Raw genomic sequence first — 15,757 nt, forward strand, 5'->3', positions numbered from 1 at the left:
ACGCCGAAGGTTTATACGATGGCGGCCGAAATCTCAACCTTTGGAAATCGTCGAAAGGCCGCAGTCGCTTGCTCGACAGGTCCTGCCGGCACCTCTATCTGTAGCCGATGAACAAGCAACGGGACGATACGATCGCAAGCCGCATCAGCCGGGTACTGGCCGAGAGGATCATCTCGGGTGTGCTGACGCCGGGCGAGCGCCTGCGCCAGGATCACATCGCCGAGGAATTCGGCGCCAGCCACGTGCCGGTGCGCGAAGCGTTCCGGCTTTTGGAGGCGCAGGGGCTTGCCGTCAGCGAGCCACGTCGCGGCGTTCGTGTTGCGGCGTTCGACCTCAAGGAAGTCCGCGAGGTCGCCGAAATGCGGGCGGTTCTCGAGGTGCTGGCGCTGCGCCATGCGATCCCACATCTGACCGCTGCCATCCTCGATCGTGCCGAGGCGGCAACGGTCGCCGCGGACACGTCGCGCGACGTCCGTTCCTGGGAGGCTGCCAACCGCGCTTTCCATCGGCTGATCCTGGAGCCCTGCGGCATGCCGCGACTGCTCGCCTCGATCGACGACCTGCATGCCGCCAGCGCCCGCTTTCTGTTTTCGGCCTGGAGGAGCAGCTGGGAAGCGCGCACCGACCATGACCACCGCGCGATCCTTGCCGCCTTGCGGGAAGGGCGGGGCGACGAGGCAGCCAAAATCCTCGCGCGCCATGTCGGCTGGATTGGCAAGACGCCGGTCAAGACAGCTGCCGGCGAGACGCGAGAGGCGTTTTCCATCGTCGGATAGGTCTTTGAGCGCAACCGTTACGCTTGGGTCGCCGCCATGGGCGCAAAATTATAGATAATTTATTTGCCTTGTTTTTCAGTCTGTTGATGGAATCGACGTGCGATTTTGCGCGCCGTTGTCGGTCTCGGATTGACTGGTACGTCAGTGGGCTAGTGCGGCCATCTTATAGATAGAATAAAAAATTATCTATAATCGTGAATGCAACCCACGGAGACCCAGATGTCCAATCTCGCTTCCGCCCACGCGCCCCTCTTCGATCCGCTCCGCCTCGACGGTAAAGCCTGGCCGGTCAAGGCGCTGTTCGTGCTTCTCGGCACCGGCTTTCTCGCGCTCTCCTCGCAGATCAGCGTGCCGATGGTCCCGGTGCCGGTGACCATGCAGACCTTTGCCATCACGATGATCGGCGTCATCTATGGTTGGCGGCTTGGCGTTGCCACCGTCCTTACCTGGCTGACTGAGGCCATGCTCGGGCTTCCGGTTCTTGCCAATGGCGCCGGCGGTCTTGCCCATTTCGCAGGGCCGACGGCCGGTTATCTCGCCGCCTTTCCTTTGGTCGCTGGTATCGCCGGCTGGCTGGCACAGCGCGGCTGGACCGGCGATCGCGTTGTCCTGAGCTTCTCCGCCCATTTCGCCGCCAACATGCTGTGCCTTGCAGTTGGCGCCGCCTGGCTTGCGACGTTGATCGGTTTCGAACAGGCAATCGCACTCGGTGCTGCGCCCTTCGTGCTCGGCGCGGTGCTGAAGTCGGCACTTGCGGCGGCCGTGCTGAAAGCCGTCCAGCGCTATGTGCAGAAGCCGACGGACCTGCTTTGACGGTCCGGCTGCGCGGGCACCATCTGCTGTGCCTGCTGACCTTCGTGGGCGAGGGCTACACGCCCACGTTCACGCGCAACTATGTCAGGATCGCCGAACGCCTGTCGTCAGGTGAAAGCGTCACGGTTGTCGACGGCCCGGACGATATTTGCGTGCCGATGTTGTGTGACGCCGGTGCCCATTGCCGGGAAGACAGCATTGCACGGCGAGACAGTCTTGCACTCGCGGCCATCGCGAACATCCTCGACAGATCAGTCGCCGACGGAAAGGCCGCGGCGGTCTGTGTCGAATGCGAATGGGCCGGCCTCTGTAGCCGCGTTGCCGATAGCGGTTTTAGGGATGTTCTGGTGCGAGCAGGCACGGACCCGTGTTCACTGCGGGAAGAGGTCTGAAAAGGCCCTTTCGCCGCTATCGGTGAAGCGGATGGCGCGGCTGTTGTTCTCGCGTTTTGCCCAGCCCTTGTCGATGAACAGCGTCAGCAGCGCCTCGCCCAGCGAGCCTGCCAGATGCGAGCGTCTCTCGCTCCAGTCGAGGCAAGTTCGGCAGATTGGCCGGCGGGATTTCTTCAGCGATGCGTAGCTTATGCCGAGCGCCTCGATGCGGATCTGGCCCGTATCGGTCAAGGCGAGATCGTCGCCGGCGACCTCGATCTGTTTCGCCGCGATCAGGCTGTCGAGCATGCGCACGCCGTAGTCACCGGCTAGGTGGTTGTAGCAGACACGGGCCTTGCGCAGGGCCGGATCCCTGGGCCCGGGGCGATGCCGGTTCATGCCGCGGCTGGCGGCAAATCCCATGAGGTTCTCTAGCATCAGCCCGACCTCGTCTTCGGCCAGCTGGTAGTAGCGGTGACGGCCCTGTTTACGCTGGGTCAGCAGGCCCCCGGCCTCGAGCTTGGAAAGATGGGAACTCGCCGTCTGCAGCGTGATGCCGGCATGGGCCGCAAGCTCTGTCGGCGTCAGTGCGCGCCCGGCCATCAGCGCGGTCAGCATGTTGGCGCGGGCAGGGTCGCCGATCAGCGAGCCGATGAGTGCGATGTCTGGACCTTCCTTCATACTTCGATGGTAATCGAAGCATCAAAGGCCGGCAAGCGGGCATAGTGGGTTCATCGAAAGACAAACACGAGGAACTCAAGATGATCACCTGCTTCATCCGCTACGAAATCGACCCCTTCAAGAAGGAGGAATTCGCCGCCTATTCCCGCAACTGGGGTGAGGCGATCCCGCGCTGCGGCGCCGACCTGATCGGCTATTTCGGGCCGCACGAAGGTTCGGCGACAACCGCCTATGGCGTCTACAATATCGACAGCCTTGCTGCCTATGAGGCCTATCGCGCCCGGCTTGCCGCCGACCCTCTGGGCAGCGAGAACTACGCATTCGCGCGCAAAGAGCGTTTTATTCTGAAGGAGGATCGCATCTTCCTGAAAAACGTTTCGTCACCGGCTGGAAGGGACTGAGCTCATGATCACCGTTATCTTTGAAGTACTGCCGGCCGAGGGTCGTCGCGATACCTATCTCGGCATCGCCGCCGACCTGCGCCCGCTGCTGGACGGCATCGACGGGTTCATCTCGATCGAGCGCTTTCAAAGCCTTGCCGATCCGAACAAGGTCCTGTCGCTTTCGTTCTGGCGCGATGAGGCCGCCGTTAAGGAATGGCGCAACGGCGCCGAGCACCGCGCCGCCCAGGAGGCCGGCCGTCACGGCGTCTTTGCCGACTACCGTCTGCGCATCGCGTCAGTCGTTCGCGACTATGGCATGAACGAGCGGCATCAGGCGCCGGTCGACAGCCGCGCCTTCCACGAGGCTTGAGGGCCATCGGCATGCCAAGCGGTTGGCTATGCATCGCAATTACAAAATTTTTCCTGATGACCTTCAGGCTTTGGTAACCATCTTCGGTAACCATACGCTCCATAGTCCGTCCCGAGTAAGCGTATTTGCGAGTTGTCCATGTCATCAGTTGTTTCGCTTGCCGAAGTCTCCCGTTCCACCCGTCCGCTGGGCTGGCTCGATTCCATCATCAAGGGTGACTGCGTGGCAGCGCTCAATGCGCTTCCCGACAATTCGGTGGATGTCGTTTTCGCCGATCCGCCCTACAACCTGCAGCTTGGCGGCATGCTGACCCGCCCCGACCAGTCGGTCGTCGACGCCGTCGATGACGAGTGGGACCAGTTTGCTTCCTTCGAAGCCTATGACGCCTTCACCCGCGCCTGGCTGCTTGCCTGCCGTCGCGTGCTGAAGCCGACCGGAACGCTTTGGGTCATCGGCTCCTACCACAACATCTTCCGCGTCGGCGCCATCCTCCAGGACCTGCATTTCTGGATCCTCAACGACATCATCTGGCGCAAGACCAACCCGATGCCGAACTTCAAGGGCCGCCGGTTCCAGAACGCCCATGAAACGCTGATCTGGGCGACGCCGAACGCCAGCGCCAAGGGCTACACCTTCAACTACGATGCAATGAAGGCGGCCAATGACGACGTGCAGATGCGCTCCGATTGGCTGTTTCCGATCTGCTCGGGTCACGAGCGCCTCAAGGGCGACGATGGCAAGAAGGTGCACCCGACCCAGAAGCCGGAAGCGCTGCTTGCCCGCATCATGATGGCATCGACCAAGCCCGGCGACGTCATCCTCGATCCGTTCTTCGGCTCCGGCACCACCGGCGCCGTTGCCAAGCGCCTCGGCCGTCACTTCGTCGGTATCGAGCGCGAACAGGATTACATCGACGCGGCATCGGCGCGCATCGACGCCGTCGAGCCGCTCGGCAAGGCCATGCTTTCTGTGATGACCGGCAAGAAGGCCGAGCCGCGCGTGGCATTCAATACGCTGATCGAAAGCGGATTGATCAAGCCCGGCACCGTCCTGACCGACGCCAGGCGGCGTCATAGTGCCATCGTGCGCGCCGACGGCACGCTTGCCTCCGGTGGCGAGGCCGGCTCCATTCATCGCCTGGGCGCCAAGGTCCAGGGTCTGGATGCCTGCAATGGATGGACATTCTGGCACTTCGAAGATGGGAACATCCTGAAGCCCATCGACGAACTCAGAACCGTCATTCGAAATGACCTGGCAAAACTGAACTGATCAACCAGTTCCGCCAGGTCCTTCGAAAAGCCCTCTGCCCGGTTTTTGTACCTTCAGTCCCGGAAGGAGAGCTTTAAACGCCCGGAATCCGCAAGGTTTCCGGGCGTTTGTATGTTTCCCTCAACCTCGGGGACTTCCAGCTATTGGCGCGCTGCCATGTCAGCGCTGGATGCCATAGGCCGCGAGATCGGCCTTCAGCTTCTCCGGGTCGGTGAAATGCACCGCGTACCAGCCGGCGAGGCGCGCGCCCTCGACATTGGGCATGCTGTCGTCGATGAACAGTGTCGCTGGCGGATCGAGGTCGAAGTTGCGGGCATGAGTCTCGTAGATCGCCACATCCGGCTTGATCAGGCCGACATCGCCCGACACGGTGACGCCGCGCGGCAGGGTGAGGAACGGATAGAGCTGCAGCGCCTCGCGGAACGTATCGGAGGCGAAGTTGGTCAGCATCGTCACGTCGCGCCCCTCGGCGATCAGGTTCTCCATCAGGGAAACCGTTTCGACATAGGCGTGCGGGACCATCTCCTGCCAGTGCTTGCGGAAGGCGCGGATATGCTCTTCCCGTTCAGGGTGATCCTTGATCAGCAGAGCCTCGGCTTCTTCCCAGGAGCGGCCGCGGTCCTGCTCGATGTTCCAGTCGTGGGAGCAGACATTGGCGAAGAACCACTGCCGCTCGGCCTCGTCGGGAATGATGCGGCTGAAAGGCAGATTCGGGTCGTAGTGGATCAGCACCCTGCCGATGTCGAAGACGATGTGGCGGATTTCGATGCTGCTCATGAACCTGTTCCTCTTTACGAACTTTTACAGCGCCGCGCGTCTACGCTAGACGCGCTCGGCCTTGAAGGCATCTGGTATCGCCTGGGCGATCGCCTTCTTCATAACCGTCGGCAACGCCTGGGTTTTCAGCGAAGCGACCGGCTCCCACCAGCCGTCGTTTCCGGTCTCGGCGCGCGCGACATTGGCCCGGTAGACCGACAGGCGCAACTCGAAATGCGTAAACACATGGGTGATCGTGCCGCAGTCTTCCCAGGCCGCCGCAAAGGGCTGGGCCTCGACTGAAGTCTCGCCGTCTTGCCGCGCCGTCCACGCCGTGCCGGGCACTTCGGTCATGCCACCGAGTAGGCCGGTTTCGCTGCGCTTGCGCAGATAGACCGTGTCGCGGGCATCGATCGCCACGAAGGCGGCGCCGAGCCTCAGCGGCTTGTCCTTCTTCTTTGCCTTGCGCGGAAAAGTCTCGGGGTCGGAGACGGAAAGCGCCAGACAGTGTGGCCGGAAGGGACAGAGCGAACAGGCGGGGCGCTTCGGCGTGCAGATCGTCGCGCCGAGATCCATCATCGCCTGGGCGAAATCGCCGGGCCGGTCGGTGGGCGTCAAGGCCGCGACTTGGCTACGCATTTCCGGCTTGGCCGCCGGCAGCGGCGTTTCGATGGCATAGAGCCGCGAGATCACCCGCTCGACATTGCCGTCAAGTACGGCGCTCTGGCGGTTGAAGGCGATGGCGGCGACGGCGGCGGCCGTATAGTCGCCGATGCCGGGCAGGGCCTTCAGCCCTTCTTCCGTGTCCGGGAAACGGCCGCCATGATCGCGGGCGACGGCCTCGGCGCATTTCTTCAGGTTGCGCGCCCGTGCGTAGTAGCCGAGGCCGGCCCAGGCCTTCATCACGTCTTCATTGTCGGCGGCGGCGAGATTTTCGACCGCCGGCCACAAGGTCAGGAACTTCTCGAAATAGGCCTTCACCGCCTGCACGGTCGTCTGCTGCAGCATGACCTCCGACATCCAGATATGGTATGGGTTCGCGACCACGCCTTGCCGCGCCATCGACGGCGAGACCCGCCACGGAAGCTCGCGGTGGTGCCGGTCGTACCATTCAAGAAGAAGCGGAGCGGCCTTCGCCGCCGTGATCGTATTTGCCATGATTTGCCGGAAGTTCCTTTTCCGGCCTATACTTGGAGAAGGCGAGCCGGCGCATCAAGGCTCAATCGACATTGCATACAGAAAGTCGCGTTCGTGAGTGAACAGAAGTCCCGCAGGGGTGTGGTCCAGATCAGCGAGGTCGCCAACGGCCTGATCGATCCGGTGCTCGCCAAGCGCGCCGGCATCAACACCATGCTGCTCGGCTCCTGGGACGAGATCGCCGGCGCGGACTTTGCCGACTGCACCCGGCCGGAAAAGATCGCCTGGCCGCGACGCGCCTCGGAGATTGCCGGCGAGGGCGGCCATCAGCCCGGCGTGCTCACCGTTGCCTGCGAGGGCGCGCGTGCGCTTTTCCTCACCCATGCACAGGGCGAGCTGATCCAGCGTATCAACGGCTTCTTCGGCTTTTATGCCATCGGCCAGCTGCGGATCGTGCAAAAGCCGGTATCGCCGCCGCCAAAACGCAATCGCAAGCCAAGCCCGCTTTCCGGCGAACCGGCCCGCAAACTCGAAACCATGGTCGAGGGTATCGAGAGCGAAGAGCTGAAGGCGGCGCTGCGACGGCTCGGGACCGCAGTCATGTCTCCACGCCGGCGTTAGGCCAGCACCATCAGGCGGTCACAATTCTTTGAATTCTGTTGAAACGCTGCCCCTTGCCGCCCCGCGCGCGGCAAGATATCGAATCCGCACTGCAATTCCCTCCGAACACGGGTAAAATTCATGTCCGCTTCCGCAATGAACCTTTCGAAACGCCTGCTCAGCGGTGTTGCCATCGCGACCGTCGCTCTTGTGCTTGCCGCCTGCAGCGACGAGAAGAAGGAGCAGGCTTCGGCGACCCCGACCGAAACCACGGAAACGGCCGCCAAGGCCGACGCCAAGCCGGCCGACGCGATGACGACCGCTTCGACGACGGCTGCTCCGACAACGACCGCGCAAGCCAAGCCCGCCGGCACCGAAGTTGCCCAGTCGACCGCCGCTCCGGCAAAGGTCGAGCTGCCGAGCTCGGAAGGCTCCGTCGACATGGCCAAGCTGCTCGAGCCCGGAGCGCTGCCGGAAATGGCGGTCGGCGATGCCAACGCCCCGGTAACGATCGTCGAATACATGTCGATGACCTGCCCGCATTGCGCCGCCTTCCACAACAACACCTTCGAAGCGATCAAGACGAAGTACATCGACAGCGGCAAGGTTCGTTTCGTCCTGCGCGAATTCCCGTTCGATCCGCGCGCTGCTGCCGCCTTCATGCTGGCGCGCTGCGCCCCAGAGGGCCAGTATTTCCCGATGATCTCGATGCTGTTCAAGCAGCAGCAGCAGTGGGCTGCCGCTCAGAATGGTCGCGACGCATTGCTGCAGATGTCCAAACTTGCCGGTTTTACACAGGAGAGCTTCGAGTCCTGCTTGACGAACCAAAAACTTCTGGATGATGTGAACGCAGTTATGCAGCGGGGCGCAAAGGACTTTGGCGTACAATCGACGCCGACCTTCTTCGTCAATGGAGAGCACTATTCTGGGGATATGTCGGTTGACGTCATGTCGGCCCTCATCGACAGCAAGCTCTGATCCTTCGCTTTTCCTGAAAACGGGCGACGGCAGCAGCCGTGCGCCCGTTTTTCATGCCCTGGGGCCGGGTGAAGAGGGGCGTTCCGCGCCAGCGTTTGCCGCATGAAGTTCAACAAGCTTCGCCTGCTTGGCTTCAAATCCTTCGTCGAACCCAGCGAATTCATCATCGAGCGCGGTCTGACCGGCATCGTCGGCCCGAACGGCTGCGGCAAGTCGAACCTTGTCGAGGCATTGCGCTGGGTTATGGGGGAGAACTCCTACAAGAACATGCGCGCGTCCGGTATGGACGATGTGATCTTCTCGGGCTCCGGCAATCGCCCGGCGCGCAACACCGCCGAAGTCGGCCTCTACCTCGACAACAGCGATCGCACCGCGCCTGCCGCCTTCAACGACAGCGACGAAATCCAGGTGACGCGCCGCATCGAGCGCGAACAGGGCTCGGTCTACAGGATCAACGGCAAGGAAGCGCGCGCCAAGGATGTGCAGCTGCTGTTTGCCGACGCGTCCACCGGCGCTCGCTCGCCGTCGATGGTCGGCCAGGGCCGCATCGGCGAGCTGATTGCGGCAAAGCCGCAGGCCAGGCGCCAGCTTCTGGAAGAGGCGGCCGGTATTTCCGGCCTGCACTCGCGCCGGCATGAGGCCGAGCTGCGGCTGAAAGCCGCCGAAACCAACCTCGAGCGCCTTGATGACGTCACCTCTCAGCTCGAAAGCCAGATCGAGAGCCTGAAACGGCAGGCGCGCCAGGCCAGTCGCTTCAAGATGCTCTCTGCCGATATCCGCAAGCACGAGGCGATCCTGTTCCACATCCGCTGGGTTCAGGCCAAGGAAGCCGAAGCCGAGGCGACCAGCCAACTCAACCAGGTGACGGCACTCGTCGCCGAAAAGGCGCAGGCCCAGATGCAGGCCGCCAAGGATCAGGCGATTTCCAGCCTGAAACTGCCGGAGCTGCGCGAGAGCGAGGCGAAATTGGCGGCCGCACTGCAGCGGCTGCAGATCGCCCGTTCGCAGCTTGAGGAGGATGCTGGCCGTATCCTGCGCCGTCGCGACGAGCTGCAGCGTCGCCTGGCCCAGCTTGCCGAGGATATCGCCCGCGAGGAGCGCCTGGTTGCCGACAATGCCGGTATTCTCGCTCGCCTCGACGAAGAAGATGAAGAACTGCGCGAACTGCTCGCCGAGGCGGACGACCGGGCAAGCGAAGCCCGGGAACGGCTCGAGGAAGCGAACGAAAAGCTCTCCATGAGCGAAGCAGATCTCAGCCGGCTGACGGCCGAGCGTGCCGAGGCACAGGCCGGTCGCAACCAGCTTGAGCGGGCGCTGCGCGATCTCTCGGAGCGGCAGGCTCGGTTGGCGCGCCAGCTCTCCGACCAGGCCCGCGATCTTGACGAACTCGACCGGCAGATGTCGACGCTGCCGACCCGCACGAAAAACAGGGCCAGGTCGAAGTGGCCGAGGCCGCCCTAGAAGAGGCCGAGGCGACTGTCGCAGCCATCGAAGAGACCCTCGCCGAAACCCGCCGCGCCGAGGCCGACGCCCGCCCGCCAGTCGATCGGGCGCGGGCCATCCTGAACGGCATCGAGACCGAGGCGCGCACGATCCGTCGCATGCTCGAAGCGGCCGGTGGTGGCGACTATCCGGCTGTTGTCGAGGAGATGAAGGTCGACCGCGGCTTCGAGACGGCGCTTGGCGCAGCGCTTGGCGATGATCTCGATTCGCCGCTCGATAGCGCAGCACCGGCCCATTGGCGTACACCGGGCGATCATTCCGGCGATGCCGCCTTGCCGCAAGGGGCGCGCTCACTCATCGAGCACGTTCGCGCGCCACAGGCATTGACGCGTGCCTTGAGCCAGGTCGGCATTGTCGACAGCGAGGCAGAGGCCGAGCGGCTGATGCCGCTGTTGAAACCCGGCCAGAGCCTGGTGACGAAGCAGGGCTCGGTTTGGCGGTGGGATGGCCACGTGACCGGTTCCGAAGCGCCAAGTGCTGCAGCACTAAGGCTGGCCCAGAAGAACCGCCTTGCTGAACTCGATACTGAGGCGGACGACGCCGGCGAGTCGCTCCGCCGTGCCGAGGCTGATCTTGCCGCTGCCGGCTCGCGCATCCGCGCCGAGGATGAACGGCTGAGGCTTGCGCGCGACGCCCAGCGCATGATCACGCGCCAGCTCGGCGAAGCGCGCGATGCGCTGGCCGCTGCCGAGCGCGCATCCGGCGATCTCTCGCGTCGCCGCGCGGTTGTTGCCGAAACCAAGAGCCAGCTTGAAAGCCAGCTTGAAGAGGTCGCCGAGCAGATCGAGACCGCCAACGACGCGCTTGCCGATGCGCCCGACCTTTCAGAACTTGAGCTGAAATTGCGCACGCAAACGGCAGATGTCGCCGCCGACCGGGCAGCGGTTGCCGAAAGGCGTGCGGCCCATGACGGACTTGCGCGCGAAAACGAGGCGCGCCAGCGCCGGATCACTGCGATATCAGGCGAACGCCAGACCTGGAAAGCACGGGCGGCAAGCGCCGAAGAACATATAGCCACCCTCAGGGATCGCGAGGCGGAAGCGCGCGACGAGGTCGAGGAGCTGATGGATGCGCCCGACGAGTTCGAGGACAAGCGGCGCGCGCTGATGAACGAATTGCAGAAGGCCGAGGCTTCACGTCGCGAGGCCGCCGATATCCTGGCCGAGGCCGAGGGTCGCCAGCGCGAGGCAGACCGCATGGCCGCAACCGCGCTTTCGGAGTTGGCAGAATCGCGCGAAAAGCGCGGCCGCGCCGAGGAGCGGCTGGTATCCGGCCGCGAGCGCCGGGTCGAGATCGAGGCACGCATCCAGGAGGCGCTCTCCTGTGCTCCGCATGAGGTTATGCGGCTGACCGGGCTTGCCGTCGACGAGGCGCTGCCGGACATGCGCAATGTCGAGCGCGAGCTGGAACGGCTGAAGATCGAGCGGGAGCGTCTTGGCGCCGTCAACCTTCGGGCCGAAGAAGAACAGAAGGAGCTCTCCGAGCGGCTCGCTCTGCTTCTGAAGGAACGCGACGACGTCATCGAAGCGATCCGCAAGCTGCGCAGCGCCATCCAGAACCTCAACCGTGAGGGTCGCGAGCGGCTGATCGTCGCCTTCGACGTGGTCAACGCCCAGTTCCAACGGCTTTTCACCCATCTCTTCGGTGGCGGCACGGCCGAGCTGCAATTGATCGAGAGCGACGACCCGCTTGAAGCCGGCCTTGAAATCCTTGCCCGTCCGCCGGGCAAGAAGCCGCAGACCATGACGCTGCTGTCGGGCGGTGAACAGGCGCTGACGGCAATGGCGTTGATCTTCGCCGTCTTCCTCACCAATCCGGCGCCGATCTGCGTTCTTGACGAAGTCGACGCGCCGCTCGACGACCACAATGTCGAGCGCTACTGCAACCTGATGGACGAGATGGCGGCATCGACCGAAACCCGCTTCGTCATCATCACCCACAACCCGATCACCATGGCCCGCATGAACCGCCTGTTCGGCGTCACCATGGCGGAGCAGGGCGTGTCGCAGCTTGTTTCCGTCGACCTGCAGACGGCAGAGCGGCTGAGGGAAGTGGTGTAACTCTACTCGAACTCAAGCAGGAAGCTCCCGGTCGCGTCTTGCGGACCCATGTCGTCCCAAGTCGTTACCCGCAGCGATTTAAGATCGGCTCTGCCTTCGCGGTGAGCATAATACATGCCAACATCGTCGCCCTTCTTGTGCTCGTTCGGCATGTTGGCAAACCATTTCGAGTACGTCAGCGGCTCGCCGTCGTCCCAGCCCCATCCGCCGCGCGGCTCTCTGCCCTGGGACGCTTGAACGAGACCGATCCACGGACCCATCTTGTAGCTGACGCCGCCATTCGGATCGTATCCGGTGTTGAAGAAGTTCTCGTCGCTGTTGAAGAGTGAGGCGACGAACTCGTTCTCTGCGTCCGAAGTGATTGTAGCGAGATGTGCGCCGCAACTCTTGGCCCAATATTGTGCGACTGAGGCAGGGACATAGAGGTATCGCACGACGACGTAGAGATGCCCCTGGAAGGCACCATAGACAGTGTCGTAGCGAGGTAGGCATTCAACTGCCCTCAGAACCCGCCCGTCGGTCTCCAGCCCTCTCAAATCATCGATCTTGTATTCGCGGGCCTTGGTGGCGCTGTAGACGCCGTCGATATCCTGCGAAACGGCGATGCCAAGTGCCTTGGCGGTGCGTTCGCTGATAAAGCCGTTGCTCGGCTGCTGGTTCCGGCTTTGGTACTGCCGGATGGCAGTGCGGGTCTGCTCGCCGAAGACGCCGTCGGCCGTGCCGATCTCAAGCCCCGTCGCCGCGAGCGCCAGCTGCACGCTCCTCCGCGCTTCCTTGCTCGGAAGCAACCGGCTCTCGATCGTCTGCGGCGTTGAATTTTGACCCCGCGCTGTCGCCGGGTCGATCTGCGCCAATGCCTGCCTACCAAGTTCGGCATATTCGCCTGTGCGATGCTTGGCGACGAAGAAGCGCCAGATGCGCGGCGTACCGACACGAAGCGCCTTTTTGAAATCGGCTTCGGCTTCAAGCTCTGCCGGATCGACGGCAGTCGAGGGGGCCGTCTGCGTCGATGCCGCCGTCGGTGTTTCCGGCCCGAAGTAGAATTCCAGCGACAGGGACGAAAGGATCTGCGGTGATTGTTTGCCGCCCGTGTCCTTGCGCACATCGCGAACCACGCGCTTGAAGGCGGTGCCAACCTCAAGCCCGGGGCCGGAGAGGTTGGCGATCAGGGCGCGGGTAAAGGGTGAATGCCCGTCGGTGCCGTCGGCAGCGACCTGTCCCGGGGCGGCCGCAAAGGCGACCAGTGTACCGGCACCTTGCGTTTCGATCGGTGCAAGTCCGCGGGTGGCGCCGCCACGCGTGGCGCCATCGACGTCGACATTCAGTTTGTTGGCGAGCGGATTGTTGCGACAGGCGTCGAGGAACACCAGGGATATCCGGGCGCGTTTTTCGAGTGCATTGATGATCTCGGACAGCGCCACGGTTTCCGCCGGCACGTCGAACTCGCTTTCGAGCCTGGCATCCGTGCCGATCAGAAAATTCTCGCCATGGAGCTGCATGCCGTGGCCGGCAAAATAGAACAGTGCAATATCCTGCGGCCCGATCTTGCGGGCGAAGCGCGAGAGCGCCTCGGCAAAGCTCTTGCGGTCTGCATTCAGCACGAGGTCCGCTTCAAAGCCTTTGCTCTGCAGGAAGCCGCTGAAGGCTTCGGCGTCGCGGGTCGCGTTCGGCAAGCTTCCGGCGATCGCGTAGTTACTCATGCCAACGATCAGAGCCAGCCGCTTGCCGCCATTGTCGCCGAACACTGGGCTCGCAGCAAACAACAAAAGCAGAAATGACAGCATCGAAAAGCGCAGTTTCGCACGACATTTCATGACCTGCCTCCAAGCCCACAGGACTGAAACGGATCGCCATGACGGGATATTCGCCGATGTGCCCCTCATCGCTTCGTAATATTAGATATTTATGATGGATGCTGCAATGTGCAGTCCTGGGCCGATTGCGTCAGCGCCACGCGGTAAACTACAGCGCCGCGCGTCTTGTTAGACGCGCAAAGGTCGCTGCAGCACCTTGGATTGCTGCATGTTTTGAATCGAATACGATTTAAGGAAACGTGCAGTAGGCTCTATGCCGCTTCGCGAAATTCGGGCACGCGCTGCTCTTCGCGCCACGAAGAAGGGCTCTGGCCGGTGACGCGCAGGAACTCGCGGTTGAAGTTCGATTTCGTCAGGAAGCCGGCCTCGAAGGCGATCTGCGTGATTGCCTCGTCGGTCGCCGAAAGCAGCCGGCAGGCTTCCTCCACCCGGTAGTTGTTGACATATTGCGAGACGCTGATGCCGTGGATCCGGTTGATGGCATTGGAAATCCGCCGGGCCGGCACGCCGAGCTTGCGGGCGATCCGCGAGAGGTTGAGCTCGAGATCCTTGTAGAGCGCTTTCCTGCGCATCAGGTCGTCGATGCTTCGCACGATCTCGGCATCTTCTTCAGTCGCAGTGCGCTCTTGCGGCAAAGGCGCTGCGTCCCCCCGTCCGCTGTCTGTCGATGTGTCGAAGCTGGCGATCGAGGCGGCGGTGCCGAGAATGAGCAGGGCGAGTACGTTGCCTGCCGCAACGATCGCGCCGGAATAGGCACCTCCATTGCGCAGCTGGTCGAAGCCGATGGCGACGTCGCTAAGCGCTGAGGCGATCAGCGCCCACCCGGTGAACTTGAGCGATCGGTATGAGCGAAGCACGCCGTCGAGCCGCGAGGCGACCAGTGCGTTCGGGCCCCGCCGCGCAAGCCAGAGCAAGGCAAACCCGTAGCCGAGAAAGAACAGGGTGATCGCCGTGCCGACCGCATCGCGCCAGGCAAACATCATGACCCCGACGATGAGCGGGGGCAGGAGGTGCCAGGCGATTTGCCCCAGGCGTGGCGGACCATCGCTCGCAAGGCTGCTGAAGCAAACCCATGCCAGCGCCGCGTTGAACGTCGCAAGCATCGCCTGTGCCAAGAGGATGGTACGGATTTCGTAGCCCCATCGGATGCCGATCAGCACGGATTGCAGTGCATAAGCGCACACGAGCAGCAGGAACAGGCGTTGCTCGAAGGTCATGGCCTCGCCGCGCTGCCAAAACATCCGGACAATCACGATCATCAGCAGCAGGGAAACGACGAAGGGGAGCGGTACAAACAGCATGAGCGGAAGAATTCTTCGGGAGGGAGGTGGGCGGATGGCAGGATGATGCCCTTGATTGCGTTCAGGGTCGACCCGAAACGCGATCAAGGTCGCGACTGCGTTCGATTTCAGGCGAGCTATTCCGGTCCGGCGATGGTGCCAGACCGCACGAATGGAGCGTCAAATGTTGATCGGACCGCCAGCAATGGTTCTCGCCCCCATCCTTCTCCTCGCCCTGGCGAGCAATGCCGAGACATCGGCGAGGGACATCGATATCACCGGCGTCACGGCGATCGTCGCCACCGGCGACGCAAGCGCAATCGAACTCACCAGCGATGAGACTTTGCCCTTCAGCGCCTCGGTCGAGAGCAGGCGGTCCGGCTGGTTTGCCCCCTTCTATTCCAGCTGGTTCTACAGCGATTGCGTATCGGAGACCCGTATGCGCGTCGAAGGTTCGACCCTTTACATCGTTGTGGCAGCGCCCTCCTGGCCGGAATTGGAGGAGTGCAGGACCGCATTTCGCGCCAACCTGAAAAAGGGAGCGTCAATCTCTGTGGAGCAACCGGCGTTCCAAGCCGCGCTTGAGGGGGAGTTTTCGAGTGTGGCGCTCAAGGGCAAGGCAGCTGATGTTTCGATCGAGGGGCACGTCGGACAGGTGAGGCTCGATGTCGACGCCCTGCGGGCGCGGCTGATCTATGAGAAGACCTCGCAGTCCGAGACCGTGGAGATCTCCGGCAAGGCACTCGACATTCACCTCGGATTCGATGCGGCAAGTTTCATTGATTATCGGGTGATGGCGACGGCCTCCTGGGTCGACAGTTCGCGAACGGCGATCCCCGGCGCCAGGCCTCTGATTTGCATCAAGGGGGAGATGGTGCGCGCGACGATCCGCTGAGCCTCGAAGTCCGCCGCAGTGCGTTCGACAGTCGGAAAAATGATGCAATGCAGCATAAATCTTCGGCGGGT

Annotated in this window: 14 protein-coding genes and 1 pseudogene; 10 read left to right on the forward strand and 5 right to left on the reverse strand. The window is 62.8% G+C overall.

What is annotated here, in order from left to right:
- The first annotated feature begins 107 nt into the window (after nucleotides 1–107).
- From BKP54_RS13720 to BKP54_RS13730, 3 genes are all read left to right on the forward strand, one after another.
- Nucleotides 108–776, forward strand: a complete 669-nt coding sequence (locus BKP54_RS13720) for a GntR family transcriptional regulator (RefSeq protein WP_057211508.1) — start codon at nucleotides 108–110, stop codon at nucleotides 774–776.
- A gap of 219 nt (nucleotides 777–995) precedes the next feature.
- Nucleotides 996–1,589, forward strand: coding sequence for a biotin transporter BioY (locus tag BKP54_RS13725; RefSeq protein WP_025426195.1), 594 nt, complete (start codon nucleotides 996–998; stop codon nucleotides 1,587–1,589).
- Complete coding sequence (locus BKP54_RS13730; protein ID WP_025426196.1) at nucleotides 1,586–1,981, forward strand: DUF1284 domain-containing protein; 396 nt, start codon at nucleotides 1,586–1,588, stop codon at nucleotides 1,979–1,981. The genes BKP54_RS13725 and BKP54_RS13730 overlap by 4 nt, the downstream gene beginning before the upstream one ends.
- On the opposite strand, the gene BKP54_RS13735 is transcribed toward BKP54_RS13730, so the two are convergent.
- Nucleotides 1,961–2,641: a winged helix-turn-helix domain-containing protein gene (locus tag BKP54_RS13735; protein WP_025426197.1), complete on the reverse strand. Its 681-nt coding sequence runs from the start codon at nucleotides 2,639–2,641 to the stop codon at nucleotides 1,961–1,963. The two genes, BKP54_RS13730 and BKP54_RS13735, sit on opposite strands and share 21 nt — an antisense overlap.
- Nucleotides 2,642–2,721: 80 nt before the next feature.
- On the opposite strand from BKP54_RS13735, the gene BKP54_RS13740 reads away from it, so the two are divergent.
- From BKP54_RS13740 to BKP54_RS13750, 3 genes are all read left to right on the forward strand, one after another.
- Nucleotides 2,722–3,042 (forward strand): NIPSNAP family protein, encoded by a 321-nt coding sequence (locus BKP54_RS13740; protein WP_025426198.1) that lies wholly within the window; start codon nucleotides 2,722–2,724, stop codon nucleotides 3,040–3,042.
- Between the two features lie 4 nt (nucleotides 3,043–3,046).
- Nucleotides 3,047–3,394 carry an antibiotic biosynthesis monooxygenase gene (locus tag BKP54_RS13745; protein ID WP_025426199.1) on the forward strand — a complete coding sequence of 116 codons (348 nt, stop codon included), beginning with the start codon at nucleotides 3,047–3,049 and terminating at the stop codon, nucleotides 3,392–3,394.
- Between the two features lie 138 nt (nucleotides 3,395–3,532).
- Nucleotides 3,533–4,663: a site-specific DNA-methyltransferase gene (locus tag BKP54_RS13750; RefSeq protein ID WP_025426200.1), complete on the forward strand. Its 1,131-nt coding sequence runs from the start codon at nucleotides 3,533–3,535 to the stop codon at nucleotides 4,661–4,663.
- A gap of 159 nt (nucleotides 4,664–4,822) precedes the next feature.
- Here the strand turns inward: BKP54_RS13750 and BKP54_RS13755 are convergent, their stop codons facing one another.
- Together BKP54_RS13755 and mutY are read right to left on the reverse strand one after the other, a co-directional pair.
- On the reverse strand, nucleotides 4,823–5,440 hold the full coding sequence (locus BKP54_RS13755) for an HAD family phosphatase (protein ID WP_038575950.1): 618 nt from the start codon (nucleotides 5,438–5,440) through the stop codon (nucleotides 4,823–4,825).
- A gap of 45 nt (nucleotides 5,441–5,485) precedes the next feature.
- Nucleotides 5,486–6,577, reverse strand: coding sequence for an A/G-specific adenine glycosylase (gene mutY / locus BKP54_RS13760; protein ID WP_025426201.1), 1,092 nt, complete (start codon nucleotides 6,575–6,577; stop codon nucleotides 5,486–5,488).
- A gap of 93 nt (nucleotides 6,578–6,670) precedes the next feature.
- On the opposite strand from mutY, the gene BKP54_RS13765 reads away from it, so the two are divergent.
- The 3 genes and pseudogenes from BKP54_RS13765 (at nucleotide 6,671) to smc (ending at nucleotide 11,697) form a co-directional block, all read left to right on the forward strand.
- Nucleotides 6,671–7,177, forward strand: coding sequence for a DUF721 domain-containing protein (locus tag BKP54_RS13765; RefSeq protein ID WP_025426202.1), 507 nt, complete (start codon nucleotides 6,671–6,673; stop codon nucleotides 7,175–7,177).
- A 120-nt stretch (nucleotides 7,178–7,297) separates the two neighbouring features.
- Nucleotides 7,298–8,134, forward strand: a complete 837-nt coding sequence (locus BKP54_RS13770; protein ID WP_081788840.1) for a DsbA family protein — start codon at nucleotides 7,298–7,300, stop codon at nucleotides 8,132–8,134.
- A 102-nt stretch (nucleotides 8,135–8,236) separates the two neighbouring features.
- A pseudogene (gene smc / locus BKP54_RS13775) lies at nucleotides 8,237–11,697 on the forward strand (chromosome segregation protein SMC).
- A 2-nt stretch (nucleotides 11,698–11,699) separates the two neighbouring features.
- On the opposite strand, the gene BKP54_RS13780 reads toward smc, so the two are convergent.
- Both BKP54_RS13780 and BKP54_RS13785 read right to left on the reverse strand, forming a co-directional pair.
- Nucleotides 11,700–13,511, reverse strand: a complete 1,812-nt coding sequence (locus tag BKP54_RS13780; protein WP_025426205.1) for a caspase family protein — start codon at nucleotides 13,509–13,511, stop codon at nucleotides 11,700–11,702.
- Nucleotides 13,512–13,762: 251 nt separating this feature from the next.
- Nucleotides 13,763–14,812: an AraC family transcriptional regulator gene (locus BKP54_RS13785; RefSeq protein ID WP_025426206.1), complete on the reverse strand. Its 1,050-nt coding sequence runs from the start codon at nucleotides 14,810–14,812 to the stop codon at nucleotides 13,763–13,765.
- A 163-nt stretch (nucleotides 14,813–14,975) separates the two neighbouring features.
- Here BKP54_RS13785 and BKP54_RS13790 point away from each other — a divergent pair, with 163 nt between their 5' ends.
- A complete protein-coding gene (locus tag BKP54_RS13790; RefSeq protein WP_025426207.1) occupies nucleotides 14,976–15,686 on the forward strand; it encodes a hypothetical protein in 711 nt (236 codons plus the stop codon).
- Nucleotides 15,687–15,757: the final 71 nt, after the last annotated feature.

Origin of the sequence: Ensifer sp. 1H6, from assembly GCF_001976035.1 — a bacterium.
Classification (GTDB): Bacteria; Pseudomonadota; Alphaproteobacteria; order Rhizobiales; family Rhizobiaceae; genus Ensifer; species Ensifer canadensis.

Excerpts from the sequence above, each read along its gene's own strand:
- BKP54_RS13720 (WP_057211508.1), top strand. The coding sequence starts at position 108 with ATGAACAAGCAACGGGACGATACGATCGCAAGCCGCATCAGCCGGGTA.
- BKP54_RS13755 (WP_038575950.1), bottom strand. The coding sequence starts at position 5,440 with ATGAGCAGCATCGAAATCCGCCACATCGTCTTCGACATCGGCAGGGTG.
- BKP54_RS13725 (WP_025426195.1), top strand. The coding sequence starts at position 996 with ATGTCCAATCTCGCTTCCGCCCACGCGCCCCTCTTCGATCCGCTCCGC.
- BKP54_RS13750 (WP_025426200.1), top strand. The coding sequence starts at position 3,533 with ATGTCATCAGTTGTTTCGCTTGCCGAAGTCTCCCGTTCCACCCGTCCG.
- BKP54_RS13790 (WP_025426207.1), top strand. The coding sequence starts at position 14,976 with ATGTTGATCGGACCGCCAGCAATGGTTCTCGCCCCCATCCTTCTCCTC.
- BKP54_RS13780 (WP_025426205.1), bottom strand. The coding sequence starts at position 13,511 with ATGAAATGTCGTGCGAAACTGCGCTTTTCGATGCTGTCATTTCTGCTT.
- BKP54_RS13740 (WP_025426198.1), top strand. The coding sequence starts at position 2,722 with ATGATCACCTGCTTCATCCGCTACGAAATCGACCCCTTCAAGAAGGAG.
- mutY (WP_025426201.1), bottom strand. The coding sequence starts at position 6,577 with ATGGCAAATACGATCACGGCGGCGAAGGCCGCTCCGCTTCTTCTTGAA.
- BKP54_RS13770 (WP_081788840.1), top strand. The coding sequence starts at position 7,298 with ATGTCCGCTTCCGCAATGAACCTTTCGAAACGCCTGCTCAGCGGTGTT.
- BKP54_RS13785 (WP_025426206.1), bottom strand. The coding sequence starts at position 14,812 with ATGCTGTTTGTACCGCTCCCCTTCGTCGTTTCCCTGCTGCTGATGATC.
- BKP54_RS13735 (WP_025426197.1), bottom strand. The coding sequence starts at position 2,641 with ATGAAGGAAGGTCCAGACATCGCACTCATCGGCTCGCTGATCGGCGAC.
- BKP54_RS13745 (WP_025426199.1), top strand. The coding sequence starts at position 3,047 with ATGATCACCGTTATCTTTGAAGTACTGCCGGCCGAGGGTCGTCGCGAT.